This window comes from Limosilactobacillus equigenerosi DSM 18793 = JCM 14505 (assembly GCF_001311375.1).
Lineage (GTDB): Bacteria > Bacillota > Bacilli > Lactobacillales > Lactobacillaceae > Limosilactobacillus > Limosilactobacillus equigenerosi.
Genome location: NZ_BBAS01000003.1, coordinates 63474 through 78958, shown reverse-complemented (window position 1 = coordinate 78958; position 15485 = coordinate 63474). Strand labels below are relative to the sequence as shown.

The window sequence follows — 15485 nt, the reverse complement described above, 5'->3', positions numbered from 1 at the left end:
AGTTGCCGAGCGCTTATTTTTATTATTACAATTTTCTATACAAAATAAAGTCCGTTTGCGGATCAGTTCCTTCCATAAAGGTATGTTCACCAATTTGCTCATACCCATAATGGTGATAAAAACCTTGGGCCGCATAATTATGTTCCCACACGCCGAGCCAAATCCCCGGCACTTGGTGTAATTGGGCTTGTTGAATAGCAAAATCCATCATCAAACTGCCTAAATGTTGCCCTTTAAAGCCATTTTTAACATAAATCCGTTGTATTTCCATTAAATCTGGATAATCCGGTTCACTTTGGGCGGCCCCAAAATTTAATTTCAAATAACCGGCGACTTCCGTTCCCACTCGCAATAAATAGTAGTTAGCTTCAGGGTCCAATAATTCAGCGGTTAATTGCTCCAGACTATAATCCGTTTGAATATACAAGTCCACATCGGCACCATTATCCGCACGTAAAAAGGTTTCCCGGTAGGTTTGGGCCATCAAAGGTTGTAAATCTGGTAAATCCGCGATCGTCGCTGGGGTTAAAGTTGGCGTTGGCAATCCTTCATCCTCCGTTGGTGAAAATTAGAATGTTCTCATTTTAACACACTAACAAGTTAAAAGTAAGCTAAACCTATGATAATCGTCGCAATTTCTTCATCAAATTCTCCTTGACCCACTCTTCAAACAAGCGTATAGTATGTAAAAATTTAAACTTTAACGTTGTCCCGTGAGGCACCTAAGTTTATAAATCAAATCGATTCGTAGACTACTTGGGGGTGCTATGCGTGGACACGCGTAGCACTTTTTCTTTTGGAGGTTTTTTATGAGTACCAAGTCCCCCATCACCGCCATTCCAATGGCTAAGCGCCACAATACGGTTTGGGATATGTTCGCCACCTGGGCTGGCGCCAACGCTAACAACGGAACCTGGTTTGTCGGCGGTGTCTTAGCCGCCTGCGGGTTTGCGGTCGCCCTCAAGGTCTTAGTTTGGTCATCGGCTTTATCATATGTCTTTTTAAGCTTGATTGGTTACATTGGTTACCGAACGGGGCTCTCAACGATGGAAATCGCCCGCGCTTCCTTTGGTGAGCGTGGGAGTTATATCCCGTCTTTAGTTAATATGACCCAATTCATTGGTTGGACGGCGGTGAATACCTTTATTGCCGCCCAATCAATTAGCGTCATTTGTCACGAACTACTTGGCTGGCCACTTTGGGGGCACCATGGCGGTTGGCTCGGCATTATCAGCGGAATTGTTGTCATGAGTATCTTGCACATTTTAAGTGTCGCTAGTGGTTCAAAATCAATTCAAATGATTGAACGCATCGGCATGCTGGTCGTCTTTGTTTTCGTGATTTGGGAAACCGTGGTCGTCTTAAAGTCAGTCTCCCTCGCTGAGATTGCTCACTGGCAAGTGCCGGCTAAGTTTAAAATGAGCACCGGAGCGGCCGTCGATTACGTAGCCGCCTTTAACCTTGCGTGGGTGACGGCCGGGGCTGACTTCACCCGGTTTACCAAGATTAAGCATAATGCTACCGTCACGCCGTGGATTGGGGCGATGTTAGGTGTCTTATGGTTCGCCGCAATTGGGTTAATTGCCACCATTGCGATTGCGGTCACCAGCGGTGTTTATGATCCGAACAACTCCGATCCGTCAACGATTGCTACGAAGCTTGGCCTCGGGATCGTCGCATTGCTCGTCATTGTCTTAACCTCAATGACCGCTAATGCCGTTAATCTCCTCGCAGCTGGGTCCGCCATTACGAACCTCTTTCCCAAAATCAATTTAAAACATGCCTTATGGATCGCCGTGACCTTGGCAACCGTGGTGACCTTTATTCCCCTCTTCTTTGATAGTTTCCTGGCGGCCTTTGAAACCTTCTTAGATTATGTTGCCATGGTGCTTGGCCCAACGATTGCGATTATTTGTACTGATTTTTATCTCCTGAAGCGACGTCACTATGCCGTTGAGCAAATTGGCCAAGTTAACGGCCAATATTGGTACCATAATGGAGTTAATTGGATTGCAATTGTGGCCTTTGGGCTTGGGTTAATTGGTTATTTACTAACCCACCAATTGCCGTTCTTAGCTAACACGATTGGCGCCACCTTCTTAGATATGCTGATGTGTAGTCTTCTGTATGCGGGATTAATGAAATTGACTACAAAATAATTTGGAGGAATTTATCATGTTAATTCAAAATGTCCATCTTGATAATCAAAGTGAAACTAGCGATGTGCGGGTCACGGATGGCAAGTTCGCGGCCATTGCACCACACTTAACACCCCAAGCTGGCGAAGAAGTCATTGACGTCCACGGTAATTTAATGTTGCCACCATTTGTTGACTCCCACGTCCACCTTGATTCAACGCTCACGGCCGGCAACCCGAATGGAATGAATCAGGCACGCTCTTTGACGGGATTCGGATTTGGGGTGAACGTAAGCAAACGTTAACCAAGCAAGACGTCAAAGACCGGGCCACCCAATCGATTCGAAAAATGCTAACGCACGGGATTCAACACGTCCGCAGTCACGTTGATGTAACTGATCCCTCACTCACGGCCCTCCAAGCCCTCCTCGAATTAAAACACGACCTAAAAGAGATTGTGGATTTACAACTCGTTGCCTTTCCGCAAGACGGCATTCTTAGCTTTCCGCATGGGAAAGAATTGATGGAACAAGCGGTTAAAGAAGGCGCGGATGTCGTCGGTGGAATTCCCCATTTTGAAAATACAACTGAATATGGTTGGGAAAGTGTCCACTTCTTAATGGACCTGGCCGATCGCTACGATAAATTGGTCGATGTCCATTGTGACGAAATTGATGATCCGGCTTCACGGCACCTTGAAGTATTAGCCACCGAAAGCCTCGAACGTCAGCTCTTTGACCGCGTGACGGCTAGCCATACGACGGCTATGGGATCGTACAATGATGCCTACACTTACAAATTATTTAAACTCCTCAAACAAAGCCAAATTAACTTTGTGACCAATCCGTTGGTTAACGTCCACTTGGGCGGTTTGATACCTACCCCAAGCGCCGCGGTGTTACCCGGATTAAAGAGCTTACCGCAGCCGGCTTAAATGTTTCCTTTGGTGAAGATGACATTCAAGATCCCTGGAACCATTGGGGAATGGGAATATGCTGGATGCGACGATGATGGGGGTCTACATTGCGCACTTAATGGGTTACAGTCAAATCCAAAATGCCTTTAATTTCGTGACTTATAACGGAGCTAAAACGCTCCACTTAGGAGATCAATACAGGCTTAAAGTTGGTAACCCCGCCAACTTTATCATCTTACAAGCCCCTGACTTCTACCAAGCTTTAAACCAACATGCCGAAGTCTTGTACAATGTCCGGCACGGCAAAGTGTTAGTTAAGACCGTGCCGGTAGAACCGGAATTATTCTTTTAAATCGCATTAAAAAAGGCCCCCGGTGTTGATTTTCACCGAGAGCCTTTTTTTTGCGACTAAGTAATCTTACTACCTAATTAAAAGCCAACCATGATTCACCCTCATGGTTACCCTTTTCGTTTGTAATTATAAAATACACAAGTTTATTTCGTCAATAATCATTTCAACTAAAATTTCAATCCATAATAGTCTAGCTAATCCTAACTCTACCAATGGATTACACGTTCCAAAGTAGATTCGGATATGTCTTCAATTTCAAAACCGTGCTTAGTATAATCAAGCCAGGACAACGTTGTCCGAGTGACCACGGTCGGATCTGGATACCACCCCGCAGCCAATAAATGAACAAAGGGAGGTGTGTTCCGTTGAATCTTGATCAAAGGAGGACGCGGTATGTGGCCCTTGGTTGGGTTCTGGTTCGTACATCGCTTGGATGCCATTATCCTCGCGGTTGGTCGAACCTACTACCTAATCAAAAAAGCTAACCATGATTTTCGCAATCATGATTAGCTTCTAAGCAAATATCCGCGACCGATGTCACGATGGGGTAACCATGACTACTACTCATGGTTACCCTTTCATTTGCAATTATAAAATACGCAGTTTAACGAAGTCAATTCTAAATTATTACTCAAAAGCCAATTAAACTTACATTTAGATGCTCACCGCTAACATTACAAATGAATAGTCACTTTACTAGAACATACATTCGGGTATACAATACATAATAACTTATGTTACAAGGATGCAAAGAGAATGGTATCTTTATTTGATCAAGTTGCTGAAGAAAATCAACCATTGGCTGCCCGGGTTCGACCTCGAAACCTAGATGAATATTTCGGTCAAACGCAAATTGTTGGTCCTGGAAAAATTTTACGGAACATGATTGAACGAGGACAATTATCATCAATGATCTTTTGGGGACCACCTGGCGTCGGTAAGACAACACTTGCCAACATCATTGCAACGCATGCGAAGGCTAAATTCATTACCTTTTCGGCTGTGACCTCCGGGATTAAGGAAATTCGCCAAATTATGCATGAAGCTGAGGACAACCGTCAATTCGGCGAACAAACACTTGTTTTTATCGACGAAATTCATCGTTTCAACAAAGCTCAACAAGATGCCTTCTTACCGTTTGTAGAAAAGGGATCCATTATTTTAATTGGTACCACTACCGAAAATCCATCATTTGAAGTCAATAGTGCGTTGTTATCGCGGTGTAAGGTTTTAGTATTAGAGCAACTTAACGTGAATGAATTAGTCGCTATGTTAAAACATGTTCTAAATGATGACCGAGCATTTCCGAAGCAAACAATTGCAATTAGTGACGAGAATCTCCATCGGATTGCCGAATATGCGGACGGCGATGCCAGAACCGCCTTAAACACCCTTGAATTAGCCACGCTTAATTCACCAGAAAAAGATGGCATCATTCAGGTGGCTGATACCGTTATGCAAGAATTATTGGCGAAAAAAATGCTCTTTTACGACAAAACAGGTGAAGAACACTATAATCTAATTTCAGCCTTACATAAATCAATGCGCAATAGCGATCCGGACGCGGCGGTATACTGGATGACCCGAATGCTGGATGGAGGAGAAGATCCATTATACATCGCCCGGCGCTTGATTCGCTTTGCTGCCGAAGATGTTGGCTTAGCTGATACTAGGGCTTTATCCTTAACGACTGAAGTTACCAAGCTTGCCAATTTTTAGGCATGCCTGAATGTGACATTCATTTAACCGAAGCCGTTATCTACTTATCATTGGTACCAAAATCCAACGCCATTTATAAAGCTCGCTTGAACGCTGCCAAAGACGTGAAACAAACGATGAATGAACCGGTCCCTTTACACTTACGCAACGCTGCCACCAAATTAATGAAGAACTTGGGCTACGGCAAAGATTATCAACTGGCTCATTTTTACGAAGATCGATTAACCGACATGCAAACCATGCCCGATAATTTAATTGGACACACTTATTATCACCCTACTGACCAGGGTAATGAACAAGCATTTAAACAACGCCTTAACTACATCCAGCAGTGGAAGGCCAATCATCATACTGATACTCAAAATCATTCAACTCAACCTAAATAACCCCTGACTCCCACCTCTTGGGAATCAGGGGTTATTTAACACACTTATGATTATTACTAACCTAATTAAAAAAGCCAACCATGATTTTCGCAATCATGATTAGCTAAACCAAAAATATCCGCGACCAACGTCACGTTGGGGTAATCATGACTTCCACTCATGGTTGCCCCTTTTCATTTGCAATTATAAAATATGCAGCTAGGCAAAGGCAAAGCTTTTTCGACGGCAAATGAATAGCGACGCATGCCGGCTCACGACCTAACCTTCGATTGCTCGATGAATAAATTGGAATAAATTATTCAAGATAAACGTAACGGCATATAAGTTAATCCCCAACGTAACTAAAATCATTCCACTTAACAAATTCGGCCGCTGCTAATGGCGCAATTAACGCCCGCAGGCCAATAATCATCATTAACAAGACAATTACCAACAATAACATCGACCCCGTCGTGCTTTGCATGAAGTAAGTATACAAACCTAATAGGACTTCCACCGGCACTAAAATCGCGCTGTAATGGCCAACTTGGTTCGCGTAATCACGGAATTCAAGTGGTTGGGCAGTGAATTGCTTCATGGCAAAGACGGCTAACCCAATCGTAACGGCTAACACGACTAATCCAACCAACATTATGGTGATATATTCATGCTTAAGAATTACTGTAATTATTTTGTGTGAATTTAGTACAGTTAGAACATCTTTAATATCATCAATATCAACTTTGTCACCAATTTCAACTTGAGTTGATACTTGATTCCAAATTTCAATTAATTTAATTAACATCCATTTAGTTCCAAGCCAAATTGTGAAAGGAAGTAATAATATTTCTAATACTAAGGTTACTAACCCATATTGATTCTCTTCTTTTGCAAGTGAACTTGGGTGCTTGATTGATCGTACTAACCAATTAAAATATGGTGAGCCATGCACTTTTAAGGCGTCACCGTTAATTCGACGTGGTTTCTTAATCGTTTGCAATGTAGTTTCAGAACTCCCCATAGCATCAACCTTAGCACCACAATTAGTACAAAATGAATTACCTAAAGAAATTTCTGATCCGCAATTAGTACAATATTTCATTTTATTATTCCTATAGTGAGTCTTCGCGTAATACTTTATTTCCCATTAATTGTTTGATAATCCATGGGTATTTAAATGTTTTATTTTGATTATTTTCTGGGGATTTTTCAATAATAGCTTCTTTTTCTACAATTTTTCTAGATTTATCATCATAGTTAGACAATGTCACATCATAAACAACTTTGAATTCCTTACTTGTAACAGGAACAATAGAACGCACTTTCACTTCTCCCAAACTATTTGGATTATAATCATTTCCTTGCTTGTCTGCATTATTCTTACTCATCATTTCTTTATAACTGCTATTATTAATTCCATTTACAAATAAATCGTCATATTCAGCGCTATCTTGATGACTTAATACTGACGTTAATAAATTTTCAACATCAGATGACTTTGGTAATCCAAAGAATTTTACTTTAGATCCGTCTACGTCTTCCTTTAATTCTAAATTATGACCATTTAAATCTGCCTGTCCAACATACTCATGCTTACCAGGAAGCTGATTACGTAATACTAACTTGTATAAGTTACCATCATTAGTATTAATAACTTCATTTGCCTTACCTACATTTTGATCGTTTTGCTTAATTTCTAAATCTTTAATATCAGTCAAAACTTCAACATTATTGACAGGAACATTCAGTTTATATTTTGGCCATAACAACCATGACCGACCACTCTTTACGAATGTCCAGTAATTATTAGCACTTGGTTCATTGCCAGTAACAGTTGGAGATTCTAGATTTTTCAATGAATTAGCTTTAACATCAGCTAAACTAGACGAATCTTCATAGTACCGATTTTGAAGCCCCTTAACCGTTTTATTATTTATTTTTACACCAGACGTTGTTGTTGTTACATACTTCCCGGCATTTTTCTTAGGATTACTTAACGCAGCAATAGCACGATCCATTTGGGCACTTGGAGAATAATACCTATTCCCACCAAACCAAATAATAACAACTAATACTGCTAATATAATTAAACCACGTCGCTTTTTAGAATCTCCCTCACGCGCATCTTTCCAATACTTATTAATCCACGTTTTCATATCGTTAGCTTTATTAGCTACAAGCGTACTCATTTCCCGAACACGTTCTTTTTTTTGGTTCTACTGTAACCTTATTTGTCACGACACTTTCTTTAAGGCTATGGTTACTACCTGAAACTAATTTACTACCGCAACTTGGGCAGAATCTGCTTTCTGGATTCAATTTAGAACCACAATTAGGACAAAAATTCATTTAACAAACTCCTTATAAATATATATTTATCACAAGATAATATTATTCCACAATTCCCTACTTATCACAACGTAATAATGAAGAATATTAAAGTTTTTCGTTAATTTTTATCCCCAATTAACAATTACTTTCACAAGCCTAAGTTAGTAACCACCAGTTATCTTGCGAACATTTTCACAATCTACCTCGTTTTCACTTATCGTTTGATTAATAAAATGCCGTGAATATCTCTTGTAATCGTTTCCACTATGATGCTATACTTACCTCGAAAAGATGATTAATGATTAACTCAACGGAGGTTTATCACATGAAAACTGTAATTATTGGTTGTACCCACGCCGGCACAACCGTTGCATCCCAATTATTAAGCGCCCACCCTGGCGAAGAAGTCGTTATTTACGAAAAGAATGATAACGTCTCTTTCCTTTCCTGTGGGATTGCAACTTACTTAGGTGGCGTGGCTACTAGCATTGATGATATGTTTTATTCTAGCCCTGCAGCCTTAACAGAACTTGGTGCAGACGTTCACATGGAACACGAAGTTTTAAGTGTTGACGTTAAAAATAAAACCTTAGTCGTTAAAGATTTAAAGACTGAGATTGAAACAACTGACACTTACGACAAGTTAGTCGTCACGACTGGTTCTTGGCCAATTATTCCTCCAATGGACGGGATTGATTCACCAAACGTTTACCTATGTAAGAACTACCACCACGCCACTGAACTCTTCGAACAAGCTCCTAAAGCCAAGAAGATTGCCATTATCGGGGCTGGTTACATCGGGATCGAATTAGTCGAAGCTTACAACAAGCAAGGCAAAGAAGTCGTCTTAATTGATGGTAATGAACGGATTTTAAGTAAGTACTTTGATCACGAGTACACGGACCGGATGGAACAATTGTTTACCGATAAAGGCGTTGAATTAGCCCTTGGTCAACGCGTGGCCGGCTTTGTTGATCACGGTAGCGATGGCGTAACCGTCAAAACTGATGCTGGGGCATACGACGTTGATATGGCGGTGCTTTGTATTGGGTTCCGGCCGAACACGGATCTCTTCAAGGGCCAACTTGATATGGATGATCGCGGTGCCATCATCACCAATAACTACATGCAAACGTCTGATCCAGATGTTTACGGTGCTGGCGACTCCGTCCAAGTACACTACAATCCAACGGGGAAGGCCGCTTACATTCCATTGGCTACCAACGCTATTCGCCAAGGGGCCTTAGTCGCCCAAAACCTCTTTGGGAACACGGCTGAATACATGGGAACCCAATCAACGTCTGGCCTTGAACTTTATGGCCAAACGATGGTTGCATCTGGGTTAACCCTTGATCTTGCCAAGGAAGCTGGCCTTGATGCCGAAGCCGTAACCTTTGAAGATAATTATCGGCCGGAATTTATGCCCAACAACCACCAAGTCCTCGGAACGGTTGTTTGGGACAAGACTAACCGCCGGATTCTCGGAGCCCAATTCATGAGTGATATTGATATTTCAGCCTACGCCAATGTTGTTTCGGTCATGATTCAAAACAAGAACACGATTGACTTCATGGCGATGGTCGATATGCTCTTCCAACCAAACTTTGACCGACCATTTAACTTCATTAACCTCTTGGGTCAACAAGCGGTTGCTAAAGCTAATCAATAATTAAAATTAAGTTTATCTACCAACCGGAAGCCTTTTCACTCGCTTCCGGTTTTATTATCCAAACTTTTCCTAAAACAACTTGAAAATTAATTTTCTATAATTATAATAATCACTATTCTAATTAAATTTTAATTTTAAAGGAGGGATTGCCGATGGATACTTCAGCAACCATGGCGAGCGCGACTCGCCAATCATCTCAATCTTCGTCACGATACTTAGCGGCTGCCTACCGGGTTTTCGCCGCTGTTGCCAACGCCGTCCTGGTCATTTTAGGTGGTGGATTGTTAACGCAAACCATTGGTAATCTCACCCACGTACCGGCCTTAACCTTAGTGGGGGCCGCAACGCAAGTTTTATTAGCGCCCGCCATTGGCTATGCCGTTGCTTCACAATTACATACGAATACGTTAGTTACGTTTGCTTCGATGGCCTCCGCCATGGTTGGTGCAAATGCGGTTCACTTTACGAATAGTGCTGTCCAAGCCGTCACTGCCACGGGCCAAGTTTACCCAACGGCTGCCAATGCCCCGGTCTTCACCACCGGGCAACCAGTTTCCTCTTTAGCTGCGGCTTTAATCGCCGTTGTTGTTGGGAAATTCCTGACCGGAAAAACCCCTCTAGATATGGTTCTGGTCCCGTTCGGTTCCTTAGCGGTTGGGGTGGCTGCCGGCTTAGTGCTCGCCAGTGTCGTAACGCCCGCCCTCTTAGCAGTTTCTGCCTCCATCGCTCATTTGATGCAAGTTTCACCCGTGCTCGGCTCCGTTGCCATTTCCGTTGTTTGGGCCTTATTCTTAATGACGCCCGCTTCTTCGGCGGCCCTTGCCGTGGCCTTAACGCTAGACCCAGTTTCATCAGCCGCCGCTTTAATCGGGACCACGTCTCAATTCGTCGCCTTCACGGTAATGTCATGGCGCCAAAACGATCTTGGGGCTAACATCGCCCAAGGGTTAATCACCCCTAAAGTGCAATTCCCGAACCTATTAGTTAACCCTTGGTTGCTCGTACCATCAATTGTCTCCGCCGCCGTTTGTGCTCCATTAGCCACGGTTGTCTTCGGGATGCGTTCAACCTATACCTTAGGGGGACTTGGTTTGAATTCCCTCATCGCCCCAATCGCTTACCTATCCAAAGGGGCTGATCAACTGTTGGCTTACATGGGTTGCGGGGTCGTCCTCCCAGCCGTGATGTCACTGGTTCTTTACTTCTTCTTGAAGCGGGCTGGCTTCATCAAGGATAATCAACTTCACTTAGATTTAGTTTAATCTCAACTCCAAATTAAATAATTACAAGTAAAAAAAAGTAGTGGTAAATTTATTTTTACCACTACTTTTTACTTGACAGTGAGTAAACACTCACTATACAATGTAACCACATTAACAAGTGAGTGATTACTCACTTAATTAAATTGGAGGATTCGCTGATGAATCAAATTACTATTCATAATTTACGAAAACAATTTGGTAACCAAGTTGTTTTAGCTGACGTCAACATGACCGTCCCTAGTGGAAAAATCGTTGGGTTAATCGGTCCCTCCGGCGCTGGTAAATCAACTCTCATTAAAACGACCCTCGGGATGGAAAAAGCCACTGCCGGTGAAGCTTTAGTACTCCAAACTACGATGCCGAATCGGAAAATTTTAGGACGGATTGGTTACATGGCGCAATCGGATGCGCTTTATGAATCATTAACTGCCCGAGAAAATTTAGTATTCTTTGGCAAGATGCGTGGCTCAATCATCAAACCTTAGCAACACAAATTCAACAGGCTGCTACCACCGTCGCTTTAACGGCAGACCTCGATAAACCGGTGAGCGACTTTTCTGGTGGAATGAAACGGCGCCTTTCCCTAGCCATTGCCCTGTTGGGAAATCCAGAATTATTAATTTTAGATGAACCAACCGTGGGGATTGATCCAGCTTTACGACATCAAATTTGGGCAGAATTAGAACGCCGTCGTGATCAGGGAACCGGGATTTTAGTCACGACCCACGTGATGGACGAAGCCGAACTCGTCGACGAAGTTAACTTATTAATGCAAGGTCGTATCATTGCCACTGATAGTCCGCAAAATTTGAAACAACAATACCAAGTTGATTCAATCGAAGCTGTTTTCTTAGCCGCCGAACATACCTTGGAGGATTAAATTATGACTCGTTTACTCGCTTTAACTAACCGGATTTTAAAACAATTAATTCGTGACAAGCGCACCATTGCGTTAATGTTGGTTGCTCCAATTTTAATTATGTTTTTATTAAACATCGTTTTTACAACTAATACCAAACCACATATTAAATTAGCTACTAGCCAGGTCAATGCAACCCTAGTTTCCCAATTAGATGCCACCAAGCATGTTTCGGTAAAACAATTTACCACCAAACAAGCCGCTAGCCAGGCACTTAAAAAGCATCAAGTTGATGCAACCTTAATCGGTCAGAACGACCAAAAATTAATCGTTACCTATGCTAATACTGATTCGGCTAAAACCCAATTTACCCGCCAAATCTTACAAAGTACTTTAGCTAAAACTAGTAACCAACAATTATTCGCCACGGTATCTAAACTGGCTCAAGCCACTGGCCAATCCCTTCCTGCCCCCGCTCAAGTTAAAATCACCCAACACTACGTTTATGGGAACGAAGACACTGGTTTCTTTAGCAAGATTATCCCAATCTTACTTGCCTTCTTTATTTTCTTCTTTGTTTTCTTGATTTCTGGGATGGCCCTTTTAGGCGAACGAACTTCCGGCACCTTAGACCGCTTATTAGCAACGCCAATTAAACGAAGTGAAATCATCGGCGGCTACATGTTATCATATGGTATCGCTGCGGTAGTTCAAACAACCGTCATTGTGTTAGCTACGATTTGGTTATTGCACTTAGAAGTGGTTGGTAACATTGGCGCCATTATTGTTGTGGCCTTCTTAACCGCCCTCGTTGCCTTATCATTTGGGATTTTATTATCTACCTTTGCTGGTTCCGAATTCCAAATGATGCAATTTATTCCCCTTGTCGTCGTTCCCCAAATCTTCTTTTCTGGGATTATCCCGCTTGATACCATGGCTAACTGGGCGCAATGGATTGGGACAATTTTACCAATTAAATATGCTGGGGATGCCCTCAGTCAAATTATTTTGCAGGGAGCGACCCTAACTGATGTCATCGGCGATTTAGGAGCCCTCCTAATCTTTATTGTCATCCTCACTGCAGTTAATATTATCGGATTAAAACGTTATCGAAAGGTATAAATTATGACAACTACGAAGATTGATCAACATTTTGCGAACTGGGTTGCCCAGCAGACATTTCAACCTGCCAAGCAAAAAGCGCTCCTGGCGGCCAGTCAGTTATTTAGCACTCAAGCTACGCTGCCACATCAACAGCCCAAATCGCTAAAACCGCTGGCATTGGTGAAGGTACCATTTTTAAATACTTTAAAAACAAGGCCGGCCTGCTACAAGCTGTCCTAGCTCCAATTACTTCGACCTTAATTCCTAACTTCCAACACGATGTCTTAGTGCAATTAAAAGGGCAATCTTACCCATCAAGTTTAGCCTTTTGCCAATCCTTAATGACGGAGCGACTTCAATTTTTACGCCAAAATTGGTACCTCATGGCTCTTGTCCTTGATCAATTATTAGTTAACCCTCCACTCCGCGAACAATTACAACAATTCGCAACTACTAACGGGAATCAAGCATTTATAACTGAGTTTAATCAATTATTAGATCACTATTTCCCCACTAACATTACCTATCAAACGTTTCTATTAGAGGTATGCCGGCTTTTATTTGGTGAATACTTCAAATTAATGACCGTTAATCGCGATAATTTTGATTGGGAAACTGAATCACAAAAACTTGGTGCCCAATTAAACATCTATTTAACCATGTAAATAAAATGGACGAGTAACATTTTAGTTGCTCGTCCATTTATTTTTTAGCGTTTTGGTAATAAGATATTTAATCCTACGGCAGCAATCGTACTAATCACAATCCCATTTCCGAGCAGTAATTGCGCCGTGGCCGGTAATCCTTGGAATAAGCTAGGGTAAACTGATACTCCCAACCCTAGGCCAATCGAAATCCCCATAATTAAAAGATTCTTTTGCGAATTAAAATCAACTTGGCTGAGCATTTTAATCCCTTGCACCGCAATCATCGCAAACATCACCAACATCGCGCCCCCAAGGACCGGCGTTGGAATCATCGTCACTAAGGCCCCCATTTTAGGTAATAAACCAAGTAACATTAATAAGCCTGCTGACCAGTAAATTGGTTGTTTCGTTTTGATCCCACTAAGTTGTAATAACCCCACGTTTTGGGAGAACGTAGTGTATGGAAAGGTGTTAAAAATCCCCCCTAACATAACGGCAATTCCTTCAGCCCGGTAACCACGTTTTAAATCATCCGTTGCCACGTCTTGCTGTAACAAATCACCTAAGGCTAAGAAAACCCCGGTTGACTCAACCATTGAAACTAACGCCACCACACACATCGTTAGAATTGATGACCATTCAAAGTGGGGCATCCCAAAGTAAAATGGGGTTGGGACATGGACCCACGCCGCTTGCGTAACCGGCGTCGTTGACACCATCCGCATCATTGCTGCCACCAACGAGCCAACAATCAAACCTAATAAAACGGCAATCGAATTCCAAAATCCCTTCGCAAATACTTGAATCAAGACAATCACGATGATGGTTAGAAACCAGAGCAATAAGTTTTCGCCGGCCCCAAACTGCTTCGCGGTCGCATCACCGCCACCTAATTGCTGAATCGCTACTGGAATTAATGACAACCCAATCATGGTAATTAACGTGCCCGTCACCACTGGTGGGAAGAATCGCTTCAACTTCGCAAACCAACCAGCAATAAGAAACACGAACAACCCCGCCATGATAATCGCCCCATACATGGTCCCGATTGAAAAATGATGGCCAATCATCGTTAACGGCTGCACCGCTTGAATTGCACATCCTAACACGACTGGCAAGCCAATCCCGACATATTGATTCCGCCATAATTGAATCAACGTTGCAAGTCCACACATAAAAATATCAATTGACACTAAATACGTCATTTGTTGTGCATTAAAATGCAGCGCGGTCCCAATTAACAATGGGACGGCTACCGCTCCTGAGTACATCGCTAATAAATGTTGCATCCCTAACACGGCGGCTTGCGTAGGTTTAAGTTGATTCATTGATTAATCCTCCGGCGCAAAGTGAACTTGGTGGTCAGCTAAAGAATCAATCCGCGCTAAGGAAACTAACTTAATGCCGGCATCCTTAATTAACTGCGCTCCTTGTTGGTAGGTCTTTTCAATCACAATCCCGACTCCGGCGACTTCACAACCAACTTGCTTGGCAATATCTAGCAACCCCGTAACAGCTTGACCATTGGCTAGAAAATCATCAATAATCAAAATGCGATCGGATGCTGTTAAGAATTTTTGATCAACTGAAATTGTATTGGTAACCTTTTTGGTGTATGAATAGACATCCGCCGTATACAGATGATCGACTAACGTTAAACTCTTGTGTTTCCGCGCAAACACAACTGGCACATTTAATGCTAACCCTGCCATTAACGCCGGCGCAATCCCAGACGATTCAACTGTTACAATTTTCGTCACCTGATCTTCTTCAAACGCGGCGGCAAATTCATCCCCAATTTGCAACATCAATTGGGGATCGATTTGATGATTTAAAAATGAATTCACCTTTAAAACATCATGGTCTAAGACAATTCCATCGCGCTTAATCCGTTCTTCCAACAGCTTCATTGCTAATCTCCTTTTTAATTAACACCAAACAAAAACGTCCAAGGAATTCCATTTGTAAATCCCTTGGACGTTAATGTTAAGTTAGTGACCATGCCGGAAAAGGTCACTCATTTTTAGCATTCGTAGTCCAAGAATGACGGTCTTGGGTAGATACTGCCAACCATAATATGGCGATATACAAATGGAATTATTAATATGTAAAGGAGTATACCCC

The 15485-nt window shown here is 42.3% G+C and carries 12 protein-coding genes, 3 pseudogenes and 1 riboswitch; of the genes and pseudogenes, 9 read left to right on the top strand and 6 right to left on the bottom strand.

Features of this window, described 5'->3' with window-relative positions:
• Positions 1 to 25 precede the first annotated feature (25 nt).
• A complete protein-coding gene (locus JCM14505_RS02685; RefSeq protein ID WP_153010967.1) occupies positions 26 to 544 on the bottom strand; it encodes a GNAT family N-acetyltransferase in 519 nt (172 codons plus the stop codon).
• Between the two features lie 265 nt (positions 545 to 809).
• On the opposite strand from JCM14505_RS02685, the gene JCM14505_RS02680 reads away from it, so the two are divergent.
• From JCM14505_RS02680 to JCM14505_RS02670, 3 genes and pseudogenes are all read left to right on the top strand, one after another.
• Positions 810 to 2159, top strand: coding sequence for a cytosine permease (locus tag JCM14505_RS02680; RefSeq protein ID WP_054652725.1), 1350 nt, complete (start codon positions 810 to 812; stop codon positions 2157 to 2159).
• A 16-nt stretch (positions 2160 to 2175) separates the two neighbouring features.
• Positions 2176 to 3405, top strand: a pseudogene (codA, locus tag JCM14505_RS02675) (cytosine deaminase).
• A gap of 756 nt (positions 3406 to 4161) precedes the next feature.
• Positions 4162 to 5510, top strand: a pseudogene (locus JCM14505_RS02670) (replication-associated recombination protein A).
• A 325-nt stretch (positions 5511 to 5835) separates the two neighbouring features.
• Here JCM14505_RS02670 and JCM14505_RS02665 read toward each other — a convergent pair.
• The 3 genes from JCM14505_RS02665 to JCM14505_RS10280 are packed head-to-tail and all read right to left on the bottom strand — an operon-like array spanning position 5836 to position 7838.
• Entirely contained in the window at positions 5836 to 6591 is a 756-nt protein-coding gene (locus JCM14505_RS02665) for a zinc-ribbon domain-containing protein (protein ID WP_054652723.1), read from the bottom strand.
• 10 nt (positions 6592 to 6601) lie between these two features.
• Complete coding sequence (locus tag JCM14505_RS02660) at positions 6602 to 7678, bottom strand: zinc ribbon domain-containing protein (RefSeq protein ID WP_054652721.1); 1077 nt, start codon at positions 7676 to 7678, stop codon at positions 6602 to 6604.
• Positions 7659 to 7838: a zinc-ribbon domain-containing protein gene (locus JCM14505_RS10280; RefSeq protein ID WP_082405598.1), complete on the bottom strand. Its 180-nt coding sequence runs from the start codon at positions 7836 to 7838 to the stop codon at positions 7659 to 7661. Before JCM14505_RS10280 ends, JCM14505_RS02660 begins: the two co-directional genes overlap by 20 nt.
• Positions 7839 to 8145: 307 nt before the next feature.
• On the opposite strand from JCM14505_RS10280, the gene JCM14505_RS02655 reads away from it, so the two are divergent.
• The 6 genes and pseudogenes from JCM14505_RS02655 (at position 8146) to JCM14505_RS02630 (ending at position 13379) form a co-directional block, all read left to right on the top strand.
• Positions 8146 to 9489 carry an FAD-dependent oxidoreductase gene (locus JCM14505_RS02655; protein WP_054652719.1) on the top strand — a complete coding sequence of 448 codons (1344 nt, stop codon included), beginning with the start codon at positions 8146 to 8148 and terminating at the stop codon, positions 9487 to 9489.
• A gap of 170 nt (positions 9490 to 9659) precedes the next feature.
• On the top strand, positions 9660 to 10751 hold the full coding sequence (locus JCM14505_RS02650) for a PTS sugar transporter subunit IIC (protein WP_054652782.1): 1092 nt from the start codon (positions 9660 to 9662) through the stop codon (positions 10749 to 10751).
• A 158-nt stretch (positions 10752 to 10909) separates the two neighbouring features.
• Positions 10910 to 11631, top strand: a pseudogene (locus JCM14505_RS02645) (ABC transporter ATP-binding protein).
• A gap of 3 nt (positions 11632 to 11634) precedes the next feature.
• Positions 11635 to 12732 carry an ABC transporter permease gene (locus JCM14505_RS02640; protein WP_054652717.1) on the top strand — a complete coding sequence of 366 codons (1098 nt, stop codon included), beginning with the start codon at positions 11635 to 11637 and terminating at the stop codon, positions 12730 to 12732.
• Positions 12733 to 12735: 3 nt separating this feature from the next.
• The gene (locus JCM14505_RS02635) at positions 12736 to 12954 is read left to right on the top strand and encodes a hypothetical protein (RefSeq protein ID WP_054652715.1); all 219 of its coding nucleotides are present in this window, start codon (positions 12736 to 12738) and stop codon (positions 12952 to 12954) included.
• Positions 12873 to 13379 (top strand): TetR/AcrR family transcriptional regulator, encoded by a 507-nt coding sequence (locus JCM14505_RS02630; protein ID WP_082405601.1) that lies wholly within the window; start codon positions 12873 to 12875, stop codon positions 13377 to 13379. The genes JCM14505_RS02635 and JCM14505_RS02630 overlap by 82 nt, the downstream gene beginning before the upstream one ends.
• Before the next feature lie 44 nt (positions 13380 to 13423).
• Here JCM14505_RS02630 and JCM14505_RS02625 read toward each other — a convergent pair whose 3' ends face one another.
• On the bottom strand, positions 13424 to 14689 hold the full coding sequence (locus JCM14505_RS02625) for a nucleobase:cation symporter-2 family protein (protein ID WP_054652711.1): 1266 nt from the start codon (positions 14687 to 14689) through the stop codon (positions 13424 to 13426).
• A gap of 3 nt (positions 14690 to 14692) precedes the next feature.
• Positions 14693 to 15271, bottom strand: coding sequence for a xanthine phosphoribosyltransferase (locus tag JCM14505_RS02620; RefSeq protein WP_054652709.1), 579 nt, complete (start codon positions 15269 to 15271; stop codon positions 14693 to 14695).
• Between the two features lie 103 nt (positions 15272 to 15374).
• Positions 15375 to 15472: riboswitch (purine riboswitch) on the bottom strand.
• Between the last annotated feature and the right edge of the window lie 13 nt (positions 15473 to 15485).

What these genes read in the sequence shown, in the direction of transcription:
- JCM14505_RS02680 (WP_054652725.1), top strand. Translation starts at nt 810, where the DNA reads ATGAGTACCAAGTCCCCCATCACCGCCATTCCAATGGCTAAGCGCCAC.
- JCM14505_RS02665 (WP_054652723.1), bottom strand. Translation starts at nt 6,591, where the DNA reads ATGAAATATTGTACTAATTGCGGATCAGAAATTTCTTTAGGTAATTCA.
- JCM14505_RS02660 (WP_054652721.1), bottom strand. Translation starts at nt 7,678, where the DNA reads ATGAGTACGCTTGTAGCTAATAAAGCTAACGATATGAAAACGTGGATT.
- JCM14505_RS10280 (WP_082405598.1), bottom strand. Translation starts at nt 7,838, where the DNA reads ATGAATTTTTGTCCTAATTGTGGTTCTAAATTGAATCCAGAAAGCAGA.
- JCM14505_RS02655 (WP_054652719.1), top strand. Translation starts at nt 8,146, where the DNA reads ATGAAAACTGTAATTATTGGTTGTACCCACGCCGGCACAACCGTTGCA.
- JCM14505_RS02650 (WP_054652782.1), top strand. Translation starts at nt 9,660, where the DNA reads ATGGCGAGCGCGACTCGCCAATCATCTCAATCTTCGTCACGATACTTA.
- JCM14505_RS02640 (WP_054652717.1), top strand. Translation starts at nt 11,635, where the DNA reads ATGACTCGTTTACTCGCTTTAACTAACCGGATTTTAAAACAATTAATT.
- JCM14505_RS02635 (WP_054652715.1), top strand. Translation starts at nt 12,736, where the DNA reads ATGACAACTACGAAGATTGATCAACATTTTGCGAACTGGGTTGCCCAG.
- JCM14505_RS02625 (WP_054652711.1), bottom strand. Translation starts at nt 14,689, where the DNA reads ATGAATCAACTTAAACCTACGCAAGCCGCCGTGTTAGGGATGCAACAT.
- JCM14505_RS02620 (WP_054652709.1), bottom strand. Translation starts at nt 15,271, where the DNA reads ATGAAGCTGTTGGAAGAACGGATTAAGCGCGATGGAATTGTCTTAGAC.